Source organism: Clostridium neonatale, from assembly GCF_900465025.1.
GTDB classification, from domain to species: Bacteria; Bacillota; Clostridia; order Clostridiales; family Clostridiaceae; genus Clostridium; species Clostridium neonatale.
In genome coordinates, this window is sequence record NZ_UICR01000003.1 from 470,492 (window position 1) to 494,569 (window position 24,078).

The 24,078-nt window shown below is 32.9% G+C and carries 19 protein-coding genes and 3 rRNA genes; 11 read left to right on the forward strand and 11 right to left on the reverse strand.

Annotation, left to right across the window (positions count from 1 at the left end; translation table 11 throughout):
- Positions 1–13: 13 nt before the first annotated feature.
- From rrf to CNEONATNEC86_RS20300, 3 genes are all read right to left on the reverse strand, one after another.
- A 5S ribosomal RNA gene (gene rrf, locus CNEONATNEC86_RS20290) occupies positions 14–130 on the reverse strand.
- A gap of 180 nt (positions 131–310) precedes the next feature.
- Positions 311–3,217: ribosomal RNA gene (locus tag CNEONATNEC86_RS20295) — 23S ribosomal RNA — on the reverse strand.
- Between the two features lie 343 nt (positions 3,218–3,560).
- Positions 3,561–5,075 (reverse strand): 16S ribosomal RNA (locus CNEONATNEC86_RS20300).
- The 16S, 23S and 5S rRNA genes sit together here, the layout of an rRNA operon.
- A 1,318-nt stretch (positions 5,076–6,393) precedes the next feature.
- Here CNEONATNEC86_RS20300 and CNEONATNEC86_RS20305 point away from each other — a divergent pair.
- From CNEONATNEC86_RS20305 to CNEONATNEC86_RS20340, 8 genes are all read left to right on the forward strand, one after another.
- A complete protein-coding gene (locus CNEONATNEC86_RS20305) occupies positions 6,394–7,569 on the forward strand; it encodes an ABC transporter substrate-binding protein (protein ID WP_159136737.1) in 1,176 nt (391 codons plus the stop codon).
- Between the two features lie 23 nt (positions 7,570–7,592).
- Positions 7,593–8,468 carry a branched-chain amino acid ABC transporter permease gene (locus CNEONATNEC86_RS20310; RefSeq protein WP_058293363.1) on the forward strand — a complete coding sequence of 292 codons (876 nt, stop codon included), beginning with the start codon at positions 7,593–7,595 and terminating at the stop codon, positions 8,466–8,468.
- A gap of 9 nt (positions 8,469–8,477) precedes the next feature.
- Positions 8,478–9,449 carry a branched-chain amino acid ABC transporter permease gene (locus CNEONATNEC86_RS20315; protein ID WP_058293362.1) on the forward strand — a complete coding sequence of 324 codons (972 nt, stop codon included), beginning with the start codon at positions 8,478–8,480 and terminating at the stop codon, positions 9,447–9,449.
- 3 nt (positions 9,450–9,452) lie between these two features.
- The gene (locus CNEONATNEC86_RS20320; protein WP_058293361.1) at positions 9,453–10,211 is read left to right on the forward strand and encodes an ABC transporter ATP-binding protein; all 759 of its coding nucleotides are present in this window, start codon (positions 9,453–9,455) and stop codon (positions 10,209–10,211) included.
- Positions 10,212–10,213: 2 nt separating this feature from the next.
- Complete coding sequence (locus CNEONATNEC86_RS20325) at positions 10,214–10,918, forward strand: ABC transporter ATP-binding protein (protein ID WP_159136738.1); 705 nt, start codon at positions 10,214–10,216, stop codon at positions 10,916–10,918.
- Between the two features lie 358 nt (positions 10,919–11,276).
- Complete coding sequence (locus tag CNEONATNEC86_RS20330; protein ID WP_159136739.1) at positions 11,277–12,008, forward strand: gamma-glutamyl-gamma-aminobutyrate hydrolase family protein; 732 nt, start codon at positions 11,277–11,279, stop codon at positions 12,006–12,008.
- 264 nt (positions 12,009–12,272) lie between these two features.
- Positions 12,273–13,046 (forward strand): TraX family protein, encoded by a 774-nt coding sequence (locus tag CNEONATNEC86_RS20335; RefSeq protein ID WP_058293358.1) that lies wholly within the window; start codon positions 12,273–12,275, stop codon positions 13,044–13,046.
- 135 nt (positions 13,047–13,181) lie between these two features.
- Entirely contained in the window at positions 13,182–13,847 is a 666-nt protein-coding gene (locus tag CNEONATNEC86_RS20340) for an HAD family hydrolase (protein ID WP_159136740.1), read from the forward strand.
- 100 nt (positions 13,848–13,947) lie between these two features.
- Here CNEONATNEC86_RS20340 and CNEONATNEC86_RS20345 read toward each other — a convergent pair whose 3' ends face one another.
- On the reverse strand, positions 13,948–15,123 hold the full coding sequence (locus CNEONATNEC86_RS20345; protein WP_159136741.1) for an MFS transporter: 1,176 nt from the start codon (positions 15,121–15,123) through the stop codon (positions 13,948–13,950).
- A gap of 230 nt (positions 15,124–15,353) precedes the next feature.
- On the opposite strand from CNEONATNEC86_RS20345, the gene CNEONATNEC86_RS20350 reads away from it, so the two are divergent.
- Together CNEONATNEC86_RS20350 and CNEONATNEC86_RS20355 are read left to right on the forward strand one after the other, a co-directional pair.
- Positions 15,354–15,632: a hypothetical protein gene (locus tag CNEONATNEC86_RS20350; protein ID WP_058293355.1), complete on the forward strand. Its 279-nt coding sequence runs from the start codon at positions 15,354–15,356 to the stop codon at positions 15,630–15,632.
- Positions 15,633–15,896: 264 nt separating this feature from the next.
- Positions 15,897–16,727, forward strand: a complete 831-nt coding sequence (locus tag CNEONATNEC86_RS20355) for a MerR family transcriptional regulator (RefSeq protein WP_058293354.1) — start codon at positions 15,897–15,899, stop codon at positions 16,725–16,727.
- Positions 16,728–16,866: 139 nt separating this feature from the next.
- Here the strand turns inward: CNEONATNEC86_RS20355 and CNEONATNEC86_RS20360 are convergent, their stop codons facing one another.
- Together CNEONATNEC86_RS20360 and CNEONATNEC86_RS20365 are read right to left on the reverse strand one after the other, a co-directional pair.
- Positions 16,867–17,361, reverse strand: coding sequence for a DUF1648 domain-containing protein (locus CNEONATNEC86_RS20360; RefSeq protein WP_058293353.1), 495 nt, complete (start codon positions 17,359–17,361; stop codon positions 16,867–16,869).
- 152 nt (positions 17,362–17,513) lie between these two features.
- On the reverse strand, positions 17,514–18,047 hold the full coding sequence (locus CNEONATNEC86_RS20365; protein ID WP_058293352.1) for a cysteine hydrolase family protein: 534 nt from the start codon (positions 18,045–18,047) through the stop codon (positions 17,514–17,516).
- Between the two features lie 151 nt (positions 18,048–18,198).
- Here CNEONATNEC86_RS20365 and CNEONATNEC86_RS20370 point away from each other — a divergent pair, with 151 nt between their 5' ends.
- The gene (locus tag CNEONATNEC86_RS20370; RefSeq protein ID WP_058293351.1) at positions 18,199–19,065 is read left to right on the forward strand and encodes a LysR family transcriptional regulator; all 867 of its coding nucleotides are present in this window, start codon (positions 18,199–18,201) and stop codon (positions 19,063–19,065) included.
- Between the two features lie 65 nt (positions 19,066–19,130).
- Here the strand turns inward: CNEONATNEC86_RS20370 and CNEONATNEC86_RS20375 are convergent, their stop codons facing one another.
- From CNEONATNEC86_RS20375 to CNEONATNEC86_RS20395, 5 genes are all read right to left on the reverse strand, one after another.
- Entirely contained in the window at positions 19,131–19,727 is a 597-nt protein-coding gene (locus tag CNEONATNEC86_RS20375) for an FMN-dependent NADH-azoreductase (RefSeq protein ID WP_058293350.1), read from the reverse strand.
- A gap of 229 nt (positions 19,728–19,956) precedes the next feature.
- On the reverse strand, positions 19,957–21,180 hold the full coding sequence (locus CNEONATNEC86_RS20380; protein ID WP_058293349.1) for an MFS transporter: 1,224 nt from the start codon (positions 21,178–21,180) through the stop codon (positions 19,957–19,959).
- A gap of 339 nt (positions 21,181–21,519) precedes the next feature.
- Positions 21,520–22,443, reverse strand: coding sequence for a DUF7916 family protein (locus tag CNEONATNEC86_RS20385; RefSeq protein WP_058293348.1), 924 nt, complete (start codon positions 22,441–22,443; stop codon positions 21,520–21,522).
- 41 nt (positions 22,444–22,484) lie between these two features.
- Positions 22,485–23,345: a YitT family protein gene (locus CNEONATNEC86_RS20390; RefSeq protein WP_058293347.1), complete on the reverse strand. Its 861-nt coding sequence runs from the start codon at positions 23,343–23,345 to the stop codon at positions 22,485–22,487.
- Positions 23,323–24,075 (reverse strand): copper homeostasis protein CutC, encoded by a 753-nt coding sequence (locus CNEONATNEC86_RS20395; protein ID WP_058293371.1) that lies wholly within the window; start codon positions 24,073–24,075, stop codon positions 23,323–23,325. The genes CNEONATNEC86_RS20390 and CNEONATNEC86_RS20395 overlap by 23 nt, the downstream gene beginning before the upstream one ends.
- Between the last annotated feature and the right edge of the window lie 3 nt (positions 24,076–24,078).

Genomic DNA, 24,078 nt, shown 5'->3' on the forward strand with positions numbered 1-24,078 from the left:
ATCTCTTAAACTTACCTAGCAACGTCCTACTCTCCCACACAGTCTCCCATGCAGTACCATCGGCGCTATAGACCTTAACTTTCCTGTTCGGAATGGGAAGGAGTGTTACCTCTATGCCATCATCACTAGATGCATAAATTTCCGAAATCTTTGATTTCGTTGAAATTTAGCACTCCTCAGCTTCAGCTGATGGAGTTTCCTTTAAAAGAAACTAATTTCAAAGTCAAAATCCTGATTTCACAAATCTTTTTTTGAAAGAATCATGTTCTTTCAAAATTGCACATAGTACCTAATGTATTACAACTTAATATTGGTCAAGCCCTCGACCTATTAGTATCAGTCAGCTAAATACGTTACCGCACTTACACCTCTGACCTATCAACCTTGTAGTCTTCAAGGGGTCTTACTAGCTTATGCTATGGGAAATCTCATCTTGAGGTGGGCTTCACACTTAGATGCTTTCAGCGTTTATCCCTTCCCGACTTAGCTACCCAGCAATGCTTCTGGCGAAACAACTGGTACACCATAGGTCAGTCCATCCCGGTCCTCTCGTACTAAGGACAGCTCCTCTCAAATTTCCTACGCCCGCGACGGATAGGGACCGAACTGTCTCACGACGTTCTGAACCCAGCTCGCGTGCCGCTTTAATGGGCGAACAGCCCAACCCTTGGGACCTACTTCAGCCCCAGGATGCGACGAGCCGACATCGAGGTGCCAAACCTCCCCGTCGATGTGAACTCTTGGGGGAGATCAGCCTGTTATCCCCGAGGTAGCTTTTATCCGTTGAGCGATGGCCCTCCCACGAGGTACCACCGGATCACTAAGCCCGACTTTCGTCCCTGCTCGACTTGTAGGTCTCGCAGTCAGGCTCCCTTCTGCCTTTACACTCTTCGAACGATTTCCGACCGTTCTGAGGGAACCTTTGGGCGCCTCCGTTACATTTTAGGAGGCGACCGCCCCAGTCAAACTGCCCACCTAACAATGTCCTGTCACCAGTTTCATGGCATCCAGTTAGAATTTCAATACTATCAGGGTGGTATCCCAACAACGACTCCATCAAGGCTGACGCCCTGATTTCCCAGTCTCCCACCTATCCTGTACAGACAATACCGAAATTCAATGCTAAGCTACAGTAAAGCTCTACGGGGTCTTTCCGTCCAATCGCGGGTAGCGAGCATCTTCACTCGCACTACAACTTCGCCGGATTTGCAGTTGAGACAGTGCACAAGTCATTACGCCATTCGTGCGGGTCAGAACTTACCTGACAAGGAATTTCGCTACCTTAGGACCGTTATAGTTACGGCCGCCGTTTACTGGGGCTTAAGTTCACACCTTCGCTTGCGCTAAGTGTTCCCCTTAACCTTCCAGCACCGGGCAGGCGTCAGCCCCTATACATCAGCTTACGCTTTAGCAGAGACCTGTGTTTTTGTTAAACAGTTGCTTGTGCCTATTCTCTGCGGCCTACTTTCGTAGGCACCCCTTCTCCCGAAGTTACGGGGTCAATTTGCCTAGTTCCTTAACTGCAATTCTTCCGTCGGCCTTAGGATTCTCTCCTCATCTACCTGTGTCGGTTTGCGGTACGGGCACTACTTCTCTCCCTAGATGCTTTTCTTGGAAGCATGGAATCAGATACTTCGGTTCCGTAGAACCTTCCCTATAACGCCTCAGAATTGTTAGAGCGGATTTGCCTACTCTAACTCCCTAAACGCTTCGACTAGCATCCAATAGCTAGCACATCCTATCCTTCTCCGTCACACCCTCGGTAATAACGATGATAGTGGTATTGGAATATCAACCAATTGTCCATCGACTACGCCTTTCGGCCTCGCCTTAGGTCCCGACTAACCCTGGGAAGACAAACTTTACCCAGGAAACCTTAGATATTCGGCCTGTAGGATTCTCGCCTACATCTCGCTACTAATGCCAACATTCTCACTTGTAATCAGTCCACCGCTCCTTACGGTACGACTTCAGCCCGATTACAACGCTCCTCTACCGCTCACACTAAGTGTGAACCCGTAGCTTCGGTGGTAAGTTTGAGCCCCGGACATTTTCGGCGCAGGATCTCTTGACTAGTGAGCTATTACGCACTCTTTTAATGAATGGCTGCTTCTAAGCCAACATCCTAGTTGTCTTAGAAATCCCACATCCTTTTCCACTTAACTTACACTTTGGGACCTTAGCTGACGATCTGGGCTGTTTCCCTTTTGACCATGGAACTTATCTTTCATAGTCTGACTGCCGACCTGATAGTATATGGCATTCGGAGTTTGATAAGGTTCGGTAAGCGCTATGCCCCCTAGCCCATTCAGTGCTCTACCTCCACTACTCACATTTGTCGACGCTAGCCCTAAAGCTATTTCGAGGAGAACCAGCTATATCCGAGTTCGATTGGAATTTCTCCGCTATCCACAGCTCATCCCATGCTTTTTCAACAGCAACGTGGTTCGGTCCTCCACGAGGTTTTACCCTCGCTTCAACCTGGCCATGGATAGGTCACCCGGTTTCGGGTCTACAGCATGCAACTAGTCGCCCTATTAAGACTTGGTTTCCCTTCGGCTCCGTACCTTAAGTACTTAACCTCGCTACATACCGTAACTCGTTGGCTCGTTCTACAAAAAGCACATCATCACACACATAAGGTGCTTTGATCGGTTGTAGGCACATGGTTTCAGGTTCTATTTCACTCCCCTCCCGGGGTTCTTTTCACCTTTCCCTCACGGTACTGCTTCACTATCGGTCATCAGGTAGTATTTAGCCTTGGGAGGTGGTCCTCCCTGCTTCCCACAAGGTTTCACGTGTCTCGTGGTACTCTGGAGCAGAACTGTTCATTATTGCTTTTACTTACAAGACTATTACTTCCTATGGTCCAACTTTCCAGTTGTGTTCGGTTAGCAATAATTTCACGTTATGTTCTGTCCGCAACCCCGAAGATAAATCTTCGGTTTGGGCTCTTTCCCTTTCGCTCGCCGCTACTCAGAAAATCGATTTTTCTTTCTCTTCCTCTAGGTACTTAGATGTTTCAGTTCCCTAGGTGTTCCCTCATAAAGCTATGAATTCACTTTATGATACATGGGGTTTCCCATGTGAGTTTCCTCATTCGGAGATCTCCGGATCTCTGGCTATGTGCGCCTACCCGAAGCTTATCGCAGCTTATCACGTCCTTCATCGGCTCCTGATGCCAAGGCATTCACCATGCGCCCTTTGTAGCTTGACCTTTTTATTAGTCTATTCACAAAGAATATATTTCTTGGCTTGTTGTATTTTATATACATTAATCTATGTGCAATTTTCAAAGAACATTTGCTTGTTTACTGCCATCAATTACTTCGTCATCTTCATGATTTTTTACGTTCACATACATTTTAGTATGCTCACTAGAAAAATCATTTCGATTCCTCGTGCTTGAAGTCATTAAACTTCGCAATTTTGAAAGAACTTAGTCTTTCAAAATTGAACAGATCTATAATAGATTAGTAACAATTCGAGTAAGTTATATATTATAGTACATTTTCATGTACTTACTAATTAGACATCATGCTAATTAGATTTCTCCATAGAAAGGAGGTGATCCAGCCGCAGGTTCTCCTACGGCTACCTTGTTACGACTTCACCCCAATCGCTGACCCTACCTTAGGTCGCTGCCTCGCTTACGCGTTAGCTCACGAACTTTGGGTATTGCCAACTCTCATGGTGTGACGGGCGGTGTGTACAAGGCCCGGGAACGTATTCACCGCGACATTCTGATTCGCGATTACTAGCAACTCCAGCTTCATGTAGGCGAGTTTCAGCCTACAATCCGAACTGAGACCGGTTTTTGAGTTTTGCTCCACCTCACGGTATTGCATCTTACTGTACCGGCCATTGTAGCACGTGTGTAGCCCTAGACATAAGGGGCATGATGATTTGACGTCATCCCCACCTTCCTCCCGGTTAACCCGGGCAGTCTCGCTAGAGTGCTCAACTAAATGGTAGCAACTAACAATAAGGGTTGCGCTCGTTGCGGGACTTAACCCAACATCTCACGACACGAGCTGACGACAACCATGCACCACCTGTCTTCCTGCTCCGAAGAGCTTCCTCCATTACAGAGTAATTCAGGAGATGTCAAGTCTAGGTAAGGTTCTTCGCGTTGCTTCGAATTAAACCACATGCTCCGCTGCTTGTGCGGGCCCCCGTCAATTCCTTTGAGTTTTAATCTTGCGACCGTACTCCCCAGGCGGAATACTTAATGCGTTAGCGGCGGCACAGAGGTCATGACAACCCCTACACCTAGTATTCATCGTTTACGGCGTGGACTACCAGGGTATCTAATCCTGTTTGCTCCCCACGCTTTCGAGCCTCAGCGTCAGTTACAGTCCAGAAAGGCGCCTTCGCCACTGGTATTCTTCCTAATCTCTACGCATTTCACCGCTACACTAGGAATTCTCCTTTCCTCTCCTGCACTCTAGATATCCAGTTTGGAATGCAGCACTCAAGTTGAGCCCGAGTATTTCACATCCCACTTAAACATCCGCCTACGCTCCCTTTACGCCCAGTAAATCCGGACAACGCTTGCCACCTACGTATTACCGCGGCTGCTGGCACGTAGTTAGCCGTGGCTTCCTCCTCAGGTACCGTCATTATCGTCCCTGAAGACAGAGTTTTACAACCCGAAGGCCGTCATCACTCACGCGGCGTTGCTGCATCAGGCTTTCGCCCATTGTGCAATATTCCCCACTGCTGCCTCCCGTAGGAGTCTGGGCCGTGTCTCAGTCCCAATGTGGCCGATCACCCTCTCAGGTCGGCTACGCATCGTCGCCTTGGTGAGCCATTACCTCACCAACTAGCTAATGCGACGCGGGTCCATCTTATAGCGAATTGCTCCTTTAATTGCTATATCATGCGATACTACAATCTTATGCGGTATTAATCTTCCTTTCGAAAGGCTATCCCCCACTATAAGGCAGGTTACCCACGTGTTACTCACCCGTCCGCCGCTAATCCATTTCCCGAAGGAAACTTCATCGCTCGACTTGCATGTGTTAGGCACGCCGCCAGCGTTCGTCCTGAGCCAGGATCAAACTCTCAATAAAAAGTTTAATCTTTGCTCTTACTCTTATAAAAGAATTGCTGGTTTACTAATTCACTTGTTTATTGAATTTTATCACTTCGTCAGCTATAATATTTATTCATTCATGTACACAGTACTATTCATTTCATAAATATTTTGCTTCCTCGTACTAAACTCCACTAAACTTCGTGTTGTTTATTATATTCTGTTCAATTTTCAAAGACCATTTCTTTTCAACAACTTTCGTTGTTATCTGTCACCCTCAAGCGACTTCCTTAGTTTAACACCGCTTTCTACATCTGTCAACAACTTTTTTCATTTTTTTTAATTTACATCAAACTTTGAATTTGACCTTAAAAAGTTTTGCCTTCAGTTCCTAGCGACGTGTTACATCATACCATTCCATATATAGAAATATTCGTTTTATACATTACATTATATCAAATTATCCTATTATTATTTATTATATGCTACATTTTTCTCATATTTTCTACTATTGATACGCCTGGATAAGTATTTATATATAAATGGAATTAATATAGAAAAATTTATATATTATGTAGTTTAAAACTCTATAATTCTAATTCTAAAAATGCGATTTTTTATTATAATTAAATATTTACCATTAGAGGAAAACAGGTTCTTACTACACTATATAATATAAATTCTCACTTTCTATAAATCATTACGGACTATACTTTATCTAATAATCTAATATTTAATATATTATATAAAGAGATGAAATTTCAAATACATTAATATATTCCTTCAATAATATGTTCATTAATATCTTCCTTAAATATCTAACTATTTTTAATACTTAACTATTGTTATAGATTGCCTTATTAAGTTTAAAATACTTCTTAATTTAAATAGTATAATATCTTAATCATCCAACTCAAATAAGGCTACTATATCATATATCTTTACTAATTGCGCTCACTTGTTTCATAAATATATATCATTTTAAATAAATATCTTAACTATATTTTTTATTCCATCTGATAAAAATAATAACTGCTAACTTAATTTATAAATAAGCAACCATAAATAAACTTATCATTAATAATGATTTTATTTATAGAACTTTATTTTTTTAATAAATACAGCTCTTAAATACATATTGACCTATAAGTTTATATCACTCTATCTACTTATATCCTTTACATCCTAATTTTATTATTTTTTTCATATAATATTAAATATTATTCTTGTAGTTAATATCACATTATGATATTATATCAATAAATCAGATGTGTTTTTCATATCAATTCAATAATGATAATTTTATTTCTTTGATATATTATCATTTTCATTTTATTTTAGAGGGGGATATATTTATGAAAAAGAAATTACTTTCAGGAATCTTAGCATCTGCCATGTCAGTTATGCTTTTTGCCGGATGCAGTGGTACAAGCACTGGCGGCGATTCAGATTCAGCATCTAAATCTGATAGTGGAGATATTATAAAAATAGGTGCAATCGGACCTTTATCTGGTTCAGCATCTACATATGGTATTTCGGTAAAAGAAGGAGCTCAATTATTAGAAGAGGAAATAAATAAAGCTGGTGGAATAAACGGAAAACAAATAAAGTTCTTATTTGAAGATGATCAAGCTACTGCTGATGCTGCAATGCAAGCTTTTAACAAGTTAGTTGACAGTGATGGGGTATGTGCAATATTAGGTGGAGTTACATCTGGTGCTACTCTTGCAATTGCTCCAAATGCAACTCAAAGAGAAATTCCTATGATTACTCCAACTGGTACAGAACCAACTATAACAGATGTTGGTGGAGAATATATGTTTAGGGGATGTTTTGTCGACTCATTCCAAGGTGATGTTCTTGCAAAATATGCTTCTGAAGATTTAAGCGCTAAAACAGCTGCTGTTTTATACAATGCTGGTTCAGATTATTCAAAAGGAATAGCAGATAGCTTTAAAGAAAAATTTGAAGCTGCCGGAGGACAAGTTGGTGAATTCTTAACTTATAATGACAAGGACACTGACTTTAATGCTCAATTAACAAAAATTAAAGGATTAAATCCTGATGTATTAATATTACCTGATTACTATAACACTGTTGGTCTTATCACTAAACAAGCTAGAGGAATGGGAATTACATCTCAATTCTTAGGCGGTGACGGTTGGGAATCTGAAAAATTAGTTGAAATCGGTGGAGATTCTGTAGATGGTGCAATGTATGTAAATCACTATTATTCAGGAGATACAGATGAAGCAGTTAAAACATTCGTTGATTCTTACAAAGCTAAATACAACAAAGAACCAGATGCTTTTGCTGCTTTATCTTACGATACTTCTAAAATCTTAGTTAAAGCAATAGAAAAAGCTAATAGCACTGAAGGACCTGCAATCAAAGACGCTTTAAAAGGAATGGAACTTCAAAGTGTAACTGGTGATATTAAATTTGGCGAAGATAGAAGTGCTATAAAGAGTGCTGCCATTATCAAAGTTAATAAAGGTCAAAAAGAATTAGTAACAAAAATAGAACCTTAATCAATATATAGGAGGAATACACTATGGAATTTATACAACAACTTATTAATGGGCTTGCTTTAGGTAGCGTGTATGCCCTCCTAGCATTAGGTTATACAATGGTTTATGGAATAATACAACTTATAAACTTCGCTCATGGCGAAATTTACATGATAGGAGCCTTCGCGGGCTTCTATTCTGCTACTACGCTAAAATTACCGTTAATACCTACACTTTTAGTAGCCATGGCGGTATCATCACTAGCAGGTATAATAATTGAAAAAATTGCTTATAAGCCTTTAAGAAATTCTCCAAGGATAACTCTGCTTATTACTGCAATTGGTGTATCATTATTATTACAAAACAGTATGAGAATCTTAGTTGGTTCTGATCCTAAACCATTCCCTGATTTAATCAATGCTGGGGCTCTTAATATAGGCGCTGTTCAAATACAATGGAAAACAATATTAATGTTTTTAGTATCTGCATTACTTGTTATAGTTCTTCAATTTATTGTATATAAAACTAAATTAGGTAAAGCAATGAGAGCTGCATCTCAAGATATTGAAGCCGCTTCTCTTATGGGTATAAATGTTAATAACACTATTTCTTTCACATTTGCTCTTGGTTCAGCATTAGCTGGTATAGCAGGTGTATTAGTTGCAATATCTTATCCAAGTATCACACCTTACATAGGAGTTATGCCTGGACTTAAATCTTTCGTAGCTGCCGTTCTTGGCGGTATTGGAAGCATTCCTGGAGCACTTGTTGGTGGTCTTTTAATTGGAATTTTAGAAACATTATCTAAAGCATACATATCAACTAGCTTCTCAGATGCAATAGTATTTGGTATTTTAATTTTAATACTATTAATTAAGCCTTCTGGTCTTTTGGGTAAAAAGGCTAATGTGAAAGTGTAGGTGATAAGTATGAAGAATAAAATAAATAAAAAATCAGTTCTAACAATTATTGGAGTTATATTAACTTATGTAATAATATATGGATTAACAAAAACTAAAGTTATAAATTCATACTATGCTGGAATAATAAATTTAGCATTAATTAATATAATGCTTGCAGTTTCATTAAATCTTATTGTTGGGTTTACAGGACAATTATGTTTAGGACATGCTGGTTTTATGTCTATTGGGGCTTATCTTTCAGCAATACTTACTCAAAAAGCTGAGCTTCCATTTATGGTTTCTATATTTATTGGTGCAATTATAGCATGCATTATAGCAGCTTTAATTGGATATCCTACTTTAAGATTAACAGGAGATTACTTTGCAATAACAACACTAGCTTTTTGTGAAATCATAAGAATTGTAATTATGAATATAGATTTTATAGGTGGTGCAAGAGGGCTTACAGGCATACCTAAAAAAACTAATTTTACAATAGCATTTATATTCGCAGTAATTACTATAGTTATTATTTATAATATTATTCATTCATCTCAAGGTAGAGCAATGCTTTCTGTACGTGAAAATGAAATTGCTGCTGAATCTATGGGAATCAATGCTTTTAAATATAAAATAATGGCCTTTGTCATCGGAGCTTTCTTCGCTGGACTTGCTGGAGGACTTTACGCTCATTACATGGGATATATTCAACCGACTGCATTTGACTTTAACAAATCAATTGATTATTTAACATTTGTAGTATTTGGTGGAATGGGATCACTTTCTGGTTCGGTTATAGCTACTATAATATTAACATTCTTACCTGAATTATTAAGAGGATTCCAAAACTTCAGAATGATATTATATCCATTAGCTTTAATAATACTTATGATATTCAGACCTCAAGGATTATTAGGTGATAAAGAAATTACTTTTAAAATATTTAAATTAGATAAATTAAAGAAAAATAGTGATATTGAAAATGGAAAGGAGGCTTAATTAATGTTAAATGCAAAAAACTTATCAATAGAATTCGGTGGATTAAAAGCAGTTTCTGATTTTAATCTTACTATAGACGAAAAAGAGATAGTTGGACTTATCGGACCAAATGGTGCTGGTAAAACAACCATATTTAACATGTTGACTGGCGTTTATACTCCAACTAGTGGATCAATAAATTATCTAGGCGAAGATATACATGGTCTTAAGCCTTACAATATTACTAAGAAAAAAATAGCAAGAACATTTCAAAATATACGCCTTTTTTCTAGTCTTAGTGTTCTTGATAATGTAAAAGTAAGTTTCAACTATAGGGTTAAATATTCTCTTTTTGATTCAATCCTTAGAACTCCTAAATTCAAAAGAGAAGAAGAAGAAATAAATAGAAAGAGTATTGAACTACTTAAGGTTTTTTCTCTTGATGTAAAAAAGGACGAACTTGCAAGCAACCTTCCTTATGGAGAACAAAGAAAACTTGAAATAGTAAGAGCTCTTGCTGCAAAGCCTTCTCTATTATTATTAGATGAACCTGCAGCTGGGATGAATCCACAAGAAACTGCAGAGCTTATGGATTTAATAAATTGGATAAAAGAAAAATATAATCTTTCTATATTATTAATTGAACATGACATGAAATTAGTAATGGGAATATGCGACAAAATAGCTGTTCTTGATTATGGAAAGAAAATTGCTGAAGGAACTCCAGATGAAATTAAAAACAATCCTAAGGTAATTGAAGCTTATCTTGGAGAGGGGGCATAAACGTGCTAAAACTAGACAATATAAATCTTTACTATGGTGTAATACATGCATTAAAGAATATTTCTCTTGAAGTAGAGCAAGGCGAAATAGTTACATTAATAGGTGCTAATGGTGCTGGTAAAACATCAACACTTAGAGCCATTTCAGGCCTTGAACCTATTAAATCAGGAAATATAACATTTAAAGGATCACCATTGAATAAGGTTCCTTCAAATAAAATAGTTTCTTTAGGACTTTCTCATGTACCTGAAGGAAGAAGAGTCTTTCCTGAATTAACTGTTATGGAGAACCTAGAGCTTGGAGCTTATTTAAGAAAAGATAAGGCTGGAATAAAACAAGACTTAGAAATGGTGTTTTCAAAATTTCCAAGATTAAAGGAAAGAGAAAAACAGGCTGCGGGGACTCTTTCTGGTGGTGAGCAACAAATGCTTGCAATAGGTAGGGCTTTAATGAACAGGCCAGAAATGCTTCTACTTGATGAACCATCAATGGGACTTGCGCCTCTTGTTGTTAAAGATATTTTTGATACAATAGTTGAAATAAATAAAAGTGGCACAACTGTACTTTTAGTTGAGCAAAATGCTAATATGGCACTAGCAATAGCACACAGAGCTTATGTTCTTGAAACTGGTAAGATGGTAACTTATGGTAATGCTCAAGATTTATTAAATGATTCTGCTATTAAAAATGCTTATCTTGGAGAATAATTTAACCCTATTAAGTAATAAAATATTACTTAATAGGGTTTTACTTTTAAATCATAACAACCTGTATATATACCTGCTCTTTTATTATTTTAAATAAATGTAAGTACATAAGCTAGAAACAATAAGAAATTAAATATTAGCAACCACACATAATCTCATAACGAAATATTCCGATAATTTATTAAGAATCAATAGCAAAGTTGTATTTCTCATTTTAATAAAAAATCAAACGTGTATTCAAGTCATACATCACATTTATATACACTTAAACTATTAAATATGCAGTAATTAAATTATCATTCAAAAATTTATAAATGATACACAAATTATAAACTAACAAATAAAGGAGTTATTGAATATGAAAAAACCAATTATAGGAATTAGCAGTGGCATATCTTCTGAAATGGCCTCAAGTGAATATTTCTCATATACTTATTGCAGAATTAATATGGATTATACTAATTCCGTTATTAACGCTGGTGGAATACCAGTTATACTTCCTATCACTTCTGATGAAAAAGTAATTGAAGAGCAAGTTAAAATTTTAGATGGATTAATATTATCTGGAGGACCAGATCCAAATCCACTTTTATTTAATGAAGAACCAGCTGAGAAATTAGGAACAATATCTACAGAAAGAGATGACTTTGAAATGAAGCTTATAAATGCAGCAAATAAGCACAAGAAACCTATATTGTGCATCTGTAGAGGCATACAAATCATAAATATATTCTTTGGTGGAACGTTATATCAAGACCTATCTTATGCAAAAGGAACACAACTTAAGCACTCCCAGTCAACAAGTATGGGTACCCTTACTCACACAATTGATATTGAAAAAGGCTCTTTCCTATATGATGTTTTAGGTAATAAGACAGTAACTAACAGTTATCACCACCAATCTGTTAATAAAGTTGCTCCTGGCTTCAAAATAACTGCTCGCTCTAAAGATAACATCATAGAAGCCATAGAAAAAATTGATGATAACAATTTTATTGTAGGTGTTCAATTCCATCCAGAAATGATGGCTGAAAGCAACCATGAAAATGGATTAAAAATATTTGAAGCATTTATTTCCGTTTGTAAATAATAAAAGTTTAATATTATTTTATTAACTTAAACAATGGTAATATAAACGTATAGCCAAAAAGGCTTAATATACCTAAATATTATTGTTTTATTTAGGTATATAATTATTTATATATTCTCATATTCTTGTATACATACATTTTCCTATATATAAAAATACATATATGTACAACAGATTCGATTTTTATTTATCTAGCTGGGATATATAATTATGCAACATCTACATTAGATAAAACTTAAAATATATAATCAGGAGGTCATAAATATGACTAGCACCACTATTAAAATAATTGCATTAATATTGATGTTGATTGATCATATTGCTGAATTCATTCCTGGAATACCAATATGGTTTCATTGGATTGGAAGATTATCTGCCCCACTATTTATTTATACTATGGTCTGGGGATTACATTACACCCATGATAGAAGAAAATATCTAAAAAGAATATATTTCTTTGGTAGTGCTATGGCTGTAGGTGATCTTATTTTAAATAATATTATTAAAAATCCATATGCACCTATCACTAACAATATATTTGTTATGTTCTTTCTTATTGGAGTTATTGTTTCCATTAAAGAGTATAAAAAAGAGAATCCTATAGAAGGAAAGAAAATGATGAGAAAGTTTATTATCTTTCAAATTCTTTCTACTATAATATGTATTTTAGGAATGATTTTTGTACCATTACGTGCATCAATAATGCTTTTTTCTGCATTATTACCAAACTTAATATTTTGTGAAGGATCTTTTATATTTGTTTTTTTAGGTGTTCTTATGTACTATTTTAAAGATACAAAACTAAATACAATTAAATCTTACGGAATATTCTGCATTATATATTTTCTTCTCACGTTAGCAGGAGGACATGATTTAAATCATTTATTATTTGTTGATTATCAATGGATGATGATAGCAGCACTCCCTTTCATGCTTTGCTACAATGGCAAAAAGGGTACAGGGCTAAAATATTTATTTTATTTTTTCTATCCAATACATATTGCTATATTATACTTAGTTGGTAACTTTCTTTTTTAAGGAAAAAGCTATTGATAAATAAAGTGTTAGCTTTTCACAATTTAATTAGTCACATTTTCCAATATGATATAATTAAACATGGCACACTACTTATTTATCATAAAACACAATCAGAATAGTAAGGAGCTTAATTTTATGAATAGAGATACAGTAATTTTTGATATGGATGGTGTTATTTTCGATACTGAAAGAATCTATCTTGATATTTGGAAGAAAATTTATCCTAAACACGGATATGAAATGACACTAGAGTTTTATTTAACTTTGATAGGACGTGACCGTAAAACATGTATTAGACTTTTAAATGATCACTTTGGAAATAACTTTCCTGGAGAAAAAATATTTGCTGAATGTGATGAAGCTTTAAAAAAAGCTATAGATAACGGACAAGTACCAATGAAGACAGGTGCTCTTGAAATAATAAATTATTTAAAATCAAATGATTATAAAATTGCCATAGCCACATCTTCACCAAGGCACAAACTTGATATGCAGCTCAAAATACACAGTCTTCAAAATATATTTGATGCAATTATATGTGCAGATGATGTAGAGCGCTCAAAACCTGACCCTGATATATTCTTAAAAGCTGCTAAAAAACTTAATAAAAGGCCTGAACAATGCATTGTTATTGAAGATTCACCATCAGGTATAATAGCAGCGTACAGTGCTCAAATGTTGCCTTTTCATGTAGAAGATTTATTAGCACCTACTGATGAAATTATCAAATACTCAAACTGTCAGTTTAAAAATCTTATTGAAGTAAAAGAATATATATCTAAACACAGCAAATCACTGTAAAAATAATTTATTTATTATCTAAAATTATATAAATTTCTAAAAAATAAAAGGTGTCTATATCAAAATAATCATCAAACTTAATATAGACACTTTTTATGGCTTATTTTTTATTATACGCAACTAATCCTAATATTAAAAATACAGGGAATATAATCGCTGCTAAAAATCCTTTTTTCAAATCATCTTGAAAAACTCCAGATATAGTTCCTACAACTGTTGGTCCTAGCGAACAGCCTACATCTCCTGCAAGTGCCAAAAACGCGAACATTGCAGTTCCTCCTCTACGTAAGCTCTTTGATGCAATACTAAATGTTCCTGGCCATAAAACTCCAACTGAAAGTCCACACAATCCACACCCAATAAGTCCCCATATAGGATTACTAGATAATGCCGCTATTAAATAACTTATTATACAAAGCCCACCACTAAAAATCATAAATACATCTAGTTTTATTTTCTCACTAAACTTTGCATAAAAAACTCTTGAAAATCCCATAAGAATTGCAAAAGAACACGGTCCTGCTAAATCACCAATTGTTTTAGATACATTTAATCCTGATTCTGCAAAAGCAGATGCCCACTGACTCATTCCTTGTTCAGATGCCCCTGCGCAAATCATTAAAAGTAATAATATCCAAAATGCCTTTAATTTAAACAATTCTTTTGTGGATAATCCTTCATCATATTCTACTAAGGTTTGAATAGGAACCTTTAAAAAATAAAATGTGTTTAATAAAGGTATAATTGCCCATAAACATGCTAGTATATACCAATTTTTAATTCCTACAAATATAAAAAATAATGTTGAACTTAAAATTACAAATACATGTCCCCAGCAATAAAACGAATGCAAAAGACTCATTGCTGCTTCTTTCTTCTCTGTAGGGCACGCCTCTACAATAGGACTTATCAAAACCTCAATTAATCCACCACCTATAGCATAAAAGAATATCGCTATGAGTAGTCCTATGTAGTGATTGCTAAATATACCTGGAAATATAGCTAAGCCAGCTAGCCCAATTGCCGAAAAAATATGTGCTGCTACCACACAAGTACGATAGCCTATTTTATCTACAAACTTAGCAGCTAAAAAATCTACTATAAGCTGTACCCCAAAATTCATTGTTACTAAAAATGCTATCTTATCCATTGAAATATCGTAAGTACTTTGAAATGTTAGAAATAGCAATGGAGCAAAATTATTTACAATAGCCTGAGTTATATATCCAATATAGCATGCATAAATTGTATGATTATAATTTTCTCTTACCGACATAGTAAAGTTCTCCTTACAAATAATCTTGCCTTAATTATACTTGCTACAAGGTAATTTTTATACAAGTTATCTTTAAATATATTCATTTTAGAAATTTTCACAAATAGTAAAAATTATTAAAATTATTGAAACTTTTTCACCTCTTATTTTGTCTATATATTATAGAGAGTAAATTTTGCTTGTTAACATTGAAAATTTATTTTAAGAATAAATATTAGGAGTGATTTAGAATGGATGATAAAATAAAAGTTAAAATCGTAGGCATTGCTTCAGCTCTATTCTTTGCTGCAATAGTAGCAAATTTTATTCCTGATTCTGCTGATGTTCCACTAATAAATAAAATTGCTCATTCTGATTCAATTAAAATTTATAAAACTAATTTTGTAGACCAAAGTAAAGAAATATATGATATATTAACAGAAAAGTCGCTCAAAATGAAATCTAACGTAATTAAAAGCAATAAATTTTCAACAACATCAGATTCAGATAGCATAACTTCTATAAATTGAATTTATGAGCATTTAAAAGCTAAAATGCTCTCATTACTGCATAAATATTAGCAATTGATGAACTTTATGCAAACATTTTAGAGAACATGGATGGCTAGATAATAATTAATCCTCCTTACTTTTCCTCACATAAAAAATAACAGATAAAATCTGCCACATAATTAATTATATTTTCTGTTATTTCTATTGTTTAATATTAATTGAAATTCATATATAATTTATAATATCGTATCCTGTAACAGGATAGTCAATAGGAGGAAACGTATGAGTAATAATTTCAAAAAATATTTTACAACTGGTGAATTTGCAAAGCTTTTTGATGTACATAAGAAGACTTTATTTCACTATGACAGTATAGGCTTATTCTGCCCTGAAAAAGTCCTTAATAATAGATACAGATATTATTCTCATCATCAGATAGAATTGTTCAATGTAATTACTCAATTAAAAGGACTTGGAATGCCTCTTAAAGATATTAAATTTTTCCTTGATAATAGAAATCCTGAAATGGCTATAGAATTTTTTAAAGAAGAAAAGAAAGCAATTGATAAAGAAATTAAAAATCTTCAAAGATTAAAAAAACTCATGGATACTAAAATTAGTCTTACTCAGCTTGGAATCAATTTCGATGATGATATTAAAATCGAAGAACAAGAAGAAGAAAAACTGGTTTTGAGTGATTACATAATGGAAACTGAAGATGAGTATGATATAAATACATATACTGAGCACTTAAAATATTGTTTTAATAATAAACTTGATAGCGGATACCCTGTTGGAGTAATGATAAATGCTAATCGATTAAATAAAAGTGATTTCTCACGTCCAGATTATTATTTCACCAGAGTAGAAAAAAATGATTCAAAACAGAATATATTTATAAAACCTAAGGGAAAGTATGTAGTTGGGTATATAAAAGGCTACTATGATACAAATGTATTTCTTTATGAAAGACTTATGAAGTTCATAAGTGAAAATAATCTATCCATAGAAGGCTATTCTTATGAGCAAGGATTAATTGATGAAATATCAGTTCAAAATCAAAATGATTATGTGACTAAGATTTCTATAAAAATAAATGACTCACCTCATTAAGACATACATATAAAATTTATAACTTTACTTTATTTTATGTAATTAGTTTCTAAAAAGGAGGATTCAAAACAACTAGTCCTCCTTCTTCCCATTAGCATAAAATTTATTTGATATATCACTCCGAAATCTTTATACTATATTATCTATTCTTTATAGATTTCCATATGTATATTCCAATTGTAGCTGTTAAAACAATTAATATTATAGGCAGAAGTGCTATTGATAAACTTTCATTCCCACTAATCATCATAGTTCCAATTTTTAATTGAATATATAAAAAAATAATAACCACTTCTAAATTTAATATCTTGATACATGTTTTCGCCATTAAATACTGTTTTTCTTTGTTTCCTAGAGTTATCTCAACACAGTAATTATAAATTTGAGGGTATTTAGATAAAACAGCCATTCCAACATAACACACTGCAGCTATAGCTAATAGCAAAAATATAGTATCCTTTGATCCATAATTATCTACTTCACCTTGGAAATTAAAATGTGTTGGAACTATGTCGGGAGCACTTTTCCATATTAAAAATGTTCCTGCAATCATTATTATCATTAATATTGCTGAAATTACATCAATAATTATATTTATCTTTTTACAAAAGCTTTTTTCTTTCCCTTTAATCATAATACACCTCTATAATACAGCATCTAATGCTTCTTATATATGCATATTACAACTTTTATAATATGGCTGTAAAGTTTTATCATTTGATATTTGTGGATTTTATGAAAAAATTAAGAATCCTTATTTTTACATAGTCATCCCTATATTTCAATCTATTTAATAAGCATTTCTGTAACTTCATTCATTGAAAGAACTCTTGCAAATCGATTACTCCATATTTTATAATTATAAAATTCATAAAGCTTTTCACCAGATAGATATTCATTATCAAAAGTTGTATTTGTTTCTTCAGGAATAATTATCTTATACTCATGTTCAAATGCACTTTTACATGTAGCATCAATACAGTATTCTGTTTGAAGTCCAGTCAATATTATTGTATCTATATTCTTACTTTCCAAATACTCCTTCAAGCCAGTCTTTATAAAAGCACTATTAAATTTCTTATCAAATATCTTTTCATTACTATTAGGTGATATTTCACCATAGATTTGCCATCCATATGTGCCCTTTTCAAGTTCTGTGCCTTCTCCATCATCATGACGTACATATATAACTTCTTTTTCATTATTTCTAGCAGCTTCTATTAATTTTTTAATATTTCCAACAACTTTCTTTTCATTATAAGGATGTTCATTAATTAATCTATTTTGGACATCTACCACCATTAAAACAGTATTACTCATCTGCTATTTCACCCCTTCTTATCTATTTTTTTATAAAATTCCCTTAAGTATTCCTTAATTAGATTATAAGAAAGGTTTTTCTATTCGTCTAACGAATATATTTAATAGTAATAATCGAAAATAAAAATCATTGCTTAGGAGTAATTTAAATATGGATTATGAACTTTTAAAGACATTTATATGCCTAGCTAATTTTAAAAATTTTACGAAAACAGCAGAACAGCTTCATGTAGTTCAATCAACTATAACAAGCAGAATAAAACATCTGGAAGATAATGTAGGTAAGCCATTATTTATTAGAACAAATAAAAATGTAGTACTTACAACTGCTGGAGAAAATTTTCTTCCATACGCTAAACAATTATTAAAAATACATGAAACCGCTATTTCAAGGCTTAATGCTTTAGAAACTTTTAAAGATACACTTAACATAGGTGTTGTTCATTCTATTTACGATTGTCATGTACAAGATATGGTTTGCAAGTATATGCAAATAAATAAACATATTTCAGTGAAAATTACTATTGAGCATAGTGAAACATTACTCCAAATGCTTCATGATAATGAGTTAGATATTGCTTTTACATATTTCAATACAAAATCACCAAAGTTTATATGTGAACCTTTCTATAGTGATAAAATTATTTTAGTCACTAGCCCTCAAAATGCGATAAATGCATCTGGCATAACAGATAATCAGTTAAAAACACTTCCCCTATTGTCCTCTGCAATTTTAACTGATCAATTTCAGGAATGGTTTCACTCAATATTTCCAAAAAACTATGCATATCCATTAGATATCAATATCAGCAGTGGTATTATTACATTTTTAAAAGAAGGCATTGGTTTTAGTTTCATGCTAGAACATACAGTAAAAAAATATTTAAAGGAGGGCTCTCTAGTACAAGTAAATCTACTTGAAAGCACTCCTCCAAACATGGATAGTTATATATTAGTAAATAAGCAAAGGATTAATTCACCAGCAGTTAGTCAATGGATCAATTATTTTAAGCCTTAATATTTTTTTAGCAGCATAATATTCTTAAAATGAATAGTATGCTGCTATTTAATCTTTATATAATTCTAAAATTTTTGTGCTAGTAAATTAGCCTTCTTTATTCCTTCTTCTACTTTTTCTTGAACATTTACTCCTATTACATCTACATTTTCTACTGCAATAGTTTCTATTTCTGAAATACCAAAGAAGCCTAATATAGTTCTTAAGTATCTATCTCCCATTTCATATGGAGCATTTGCATATTCGCCACCTCTTGATACTATGTGAACAGCCTTTTTATCCTTTAGAAGTCCCACTGGACCTTCTGCAGTATATTTAAATGTTATACCTGTAACACTTACATAGTCTATATAAGCTTTTAAAATTGCTGGTATACTTAAATTCCACATAGGTGATGCAATTACATACTTATCTGCTTCTGCAAATTGATATGCATATTTTAATATTGGGTTATTCTTGCTTTCTTCGTCCTTAGGTCCAAATATTTTTCCTAAGTCTTCTGATCTTAAGAAATCTATATTCTCTTTATATAAATCTAATACTATTACCTCATCTTTTGGGTTGTTTTTTTTATATTCTTCTATAAAACTATCAGAAACTCTGAAAGTTCTTGATTCGCCTTCGCTTTTAATATTTGCTTTAATATATAATAATTTACTCATTTTAATTTCCACCTTTAATATTTATTATCAATTAGTATCAATTCTTATTTGCTTTATATTACCACTATTTAGTATTCGTGTCAAATTTATTTTAAAATCAATATTAATTAATATAAATAGGTAAACATTAAAATTATATTATTAGTTTTATTTAAAAATCAATTTTGAAAACATTAAAAGGATTAAATTCAACTTTGATTTAGTCCTTTTTTCCATCACCCCATAAAACTTATTCAGATGTTATACTTCTTTTCTTATTAACTAATAATATTATAAGTAATATTTGAACAATGCCTAAAGCCAAAAATGTTATATGCAAATCAAACTTATCAGCCATAAATCCACATAGCGGAAACATACAAATCATACAGAGAGAAAAAATCATGCTATCTATTGAAATAATAGTTGCTCTTTGCTCTGATGGTATTAGTTTATTTAATGATGTAGACTGTATTGGATATAATATTGCATTTACATAATTCATTACTGCAAAAAATAATATTGAAACAATTAAGCTTTTTCCACTTATAAACACAATGCTTATTCCCATAAATATTGAAGCAATATATTTTGTCTTATCTTTAAATAAATCAATTATTTTCTCACAAGTTATAGCTCCAATACATGATGATATTCCTCCAAGTAGCATTATAAGGCTTATCTCAATTTTATTACATCCAAGAATACTAAAATATTGTTGCCCATAAAAATAAACTACTGTATGAAAAGTGAATACCATTGGAAAATAAACTAATATTTTTATTATCTTTTTATTATTCTTAATTATATTGTAAGAAAGCTTGAAATGTTTTTTTATTGATATACTTTCTTTCTTTTTATCTTCATCTTTTATTGAAGGTTCTTTTAACATGAAGCATGGAATAAGTGAAAGCGCTGCTATTACTATTGATGTAATGTAACAATATACGAATGAATACTCTGCTAGGATTCCACCTATAAAGGTCGCAAGACCTTGTGAAATTTCAATTATTAAATTCAATCTACTATTTACTTTTAAATATTCATCCTCACATCCAGTTTGTTTTAAACTATCATAGACTAAAGCTTCTTCAGATCCAGAATTTAAATTATATCCCAATGCGGATATCATGAATCCAACAGAAAATCCAAAAATATTGTTTGAAAATAAGTTTATAACTGCAGATATAGCACTACATATGCGTCCTGCTATCATCACATTTTTTCTTCCAAGCAAGTCTGCTATTGCTCCTGATGGAACTTCAAATAAAAAGCTTGTTATATGAAAAATTCCCTCAACAACTCCAACTTGCCATAACGGAAGCCCTTTATAAACCATATATAGCACCCATATAGCGCTTGATATATCAAAATTTTTCATAAATGAATATACATAATCTATTTTTACATTTCTTTTAATATCACTTTTTCTTTCCCTGCCTGTAAAACTTTTTTGTTTATTTAATTCTATCATTTTATTTTGCTCCTATCTTCATTTCTGCAATCTCAAAATATTTTTGCATACGAAAAAGAACATATGAAATATCATATAGAAATTTACATATGTTCTTTACAGGAGCTACTGCTTATATATTTATGGATAATGAATATAAATGACTTCCCTAAAAAAGGGCGCAGTAGTCCCGTAATACTCCAAAATTTGCTGTTTTTGAATGAGCACTACTACTGCAAACAGGTTTATATCCTAAGCCATTCATTTCATTACCCTCCTTTTTCCAAAATATTCATTATTTAAATTATACTGTTTTTTATCTATTTTATCAAGTATTATATGCTTAAATAATCATAAAACCTAACGAAGAATTGAACGAGATATCATAGAAATTGTATGTCTTCTTCCTCTAATTGCTTTACTAAGAGCAAAAATATTTTCAACTGGTGCTACTCCAGCATAGCCTGCATCTCCTATATGTTGTATATCCACTCCAAGTATTTTATTTCTAATAGCTATATCTCTAATTGTTTCTTCATCTGAGCCCTCTTGGCTTGTTCCAATAGCACTCATCACTAATGCATTTTTTTGATGAGCTAATCTTACTGCTTCACGAACTTCTTCTTCTCCTACTCCCCAAACAGTTCCAACTGCTGGTACCATAATAATGTCTGCACCAGCCTCTATAAACTTACTAATTGAATCTAAGTCAACAACTTTCTCACTAACTCCCGCACCATGCATTTTACCTGCAATAATTAATCCATTAAAGTTAGCTTTTGCAATCTTTATTGCTTTTATTATTTGAGAATTTGTTACACCTGTTCCTGGATTTCCTGTTAAACACACAAAATCAAAACCTAACTTATTAGCCTTCTCTAATGTTTCTTTAGTAGCTTTTCTACCTTCTGCAATCTCTAATTTTTCTTCAGCCATTTCTGCTTCAAGATCAACTGGCTCAAGGTTCAATCCTATTGGTCTTCCTGTATATTTTTTCAAATCAGTAACTACATTATCATTTGGAACCGCTTTGTCCATAGTTGAGTAATCATACATTCCCAAAACAATTGGGTTAAATACATCAAAAGCATTTAAAAGAATAAGATCCGCTCCAAAAGATTTTGCAACCTCAGAATTTGTGATGTTTGGAATTAACGGTTCATGTATAACAACATTTTCACTTAATACAGTTCTTCCTTCATTAGCTTTTATACTTTGCTTTAATTCCTCATTAGAGAAATTCACTATATCTGATACATTTGCATTTAAAAGACGTTTAGTCATATATATTTCCTCCTCAATACACTCCATTTATTATTTACAGTTTATTCTATAGGTCTTTGATAAAAACCACCATAAAAACTTTCTGTACTTAAAACATTTATTATTACTTTTGGATCAATTTCTTTAATGAGAGCTACAATATCTTGTACTTCATAGGATGATACAACAGTATGTAATAAACTCATAGATTCTTTGCTATATCCACCATAACCATTCATAACAGATACACCATGGCGATATTCTTTAACATATCCATCAACAACATTTTTGGGATTGCTTGTTGTTATCTGCAATGTTACACGTTTATATCTTTGATAAAATTCTGAAATGGTTTTTGTTGAAATAAACTGAAATACTATTGAATATCCAGCATAAATCCATCCAAACATATATCCAAATATACAAAGTATAATTGCATTAAATATAAATACATACTCCCAAATTGATTTTCCTTTTTTATTGGATACATATAGTGCAATAAAATCTGTTCCTGCAGTTGAAGAATTTCCTCTTAAAGCTATTACAGTAGCCATTCCATAAACAAAGCCTCCAAAACACACATTTAGCACAGAATCATTAAATAAAGGTGGGAAGCTGCATATTTTTAAAAGAAAACTTGTTAAAAAAACTTGGCAAAGAGATGAAATAACAAACTTTTTTCCAATGTTTTTATAACATAATATTGCAACTGGAACATTTAATATAATCATTCCCAATGATGTTGAAAAACTCTTACCATATAAAGATGTAATACGATCTATCAAAATAGCCACACCAGTAAAGCCACTTGAAAGAAGACCTGCTGGCTCTACAAACACTTTTATGGCATATGTTTGTAAAAATGATGATATTATAACTGCTAAAGCTGTCACTACATATTTAAACCATGGTTTCTTTTTCATTTTTTAAATTCACCAATTTTCTTACTAATTCTTGTGATACAAAATCATAATCATTTTCATGTCCATCAGGGCCATAACAGTAGTTTACATATTCACCTGATGTTGTTTTATCATTACTCCAATCCTTACATGATGAATGAATTTGAGATATATTTGTATATTCAATTAAAGCTTCTGCATTTGAAGCATTAACTCCACTACCAGCTAAAATTTCTATTTTATCACCATACTTCTCCTGCAAGCTCTTAATCATATCCTTGCCATCCATTGCTTTTGGCTTTAAACCACTTGTGAGCAGACGATCTACTTTCATATCTATTAATGCTTCAATAGCTTTTATAGGATCATTTACACAGTCATATGCTCTGTGAAAAACAGCTTCTGCATTATAACTTTTAATCAATTCAACCATCTTTTTAGTTCTTTCCGTATTAATTGTGCAATCTTCATTTAAAAATCCAAATGCCAATCCATCTGCTCCATTTTCTAATAAAATCTTAGCATCTTCCATCATTTGCTCAAACTCAATATCATTGTAGCAGAACCCTGCTCCTCTTGGTCTTACCATGCATATTACTTTTAAATCTGTATTTTTCTTTGTTAATGTTAGGCTTGCTATACTTGGTGTTAATCCTCCCAAATGTAATGCACCATTTAGCTCAATACGTTTAGCTCCACCCTTATAAGAATTTATTGCATCTTCATAGCTTCCACAGCATACTTCTATCATCAT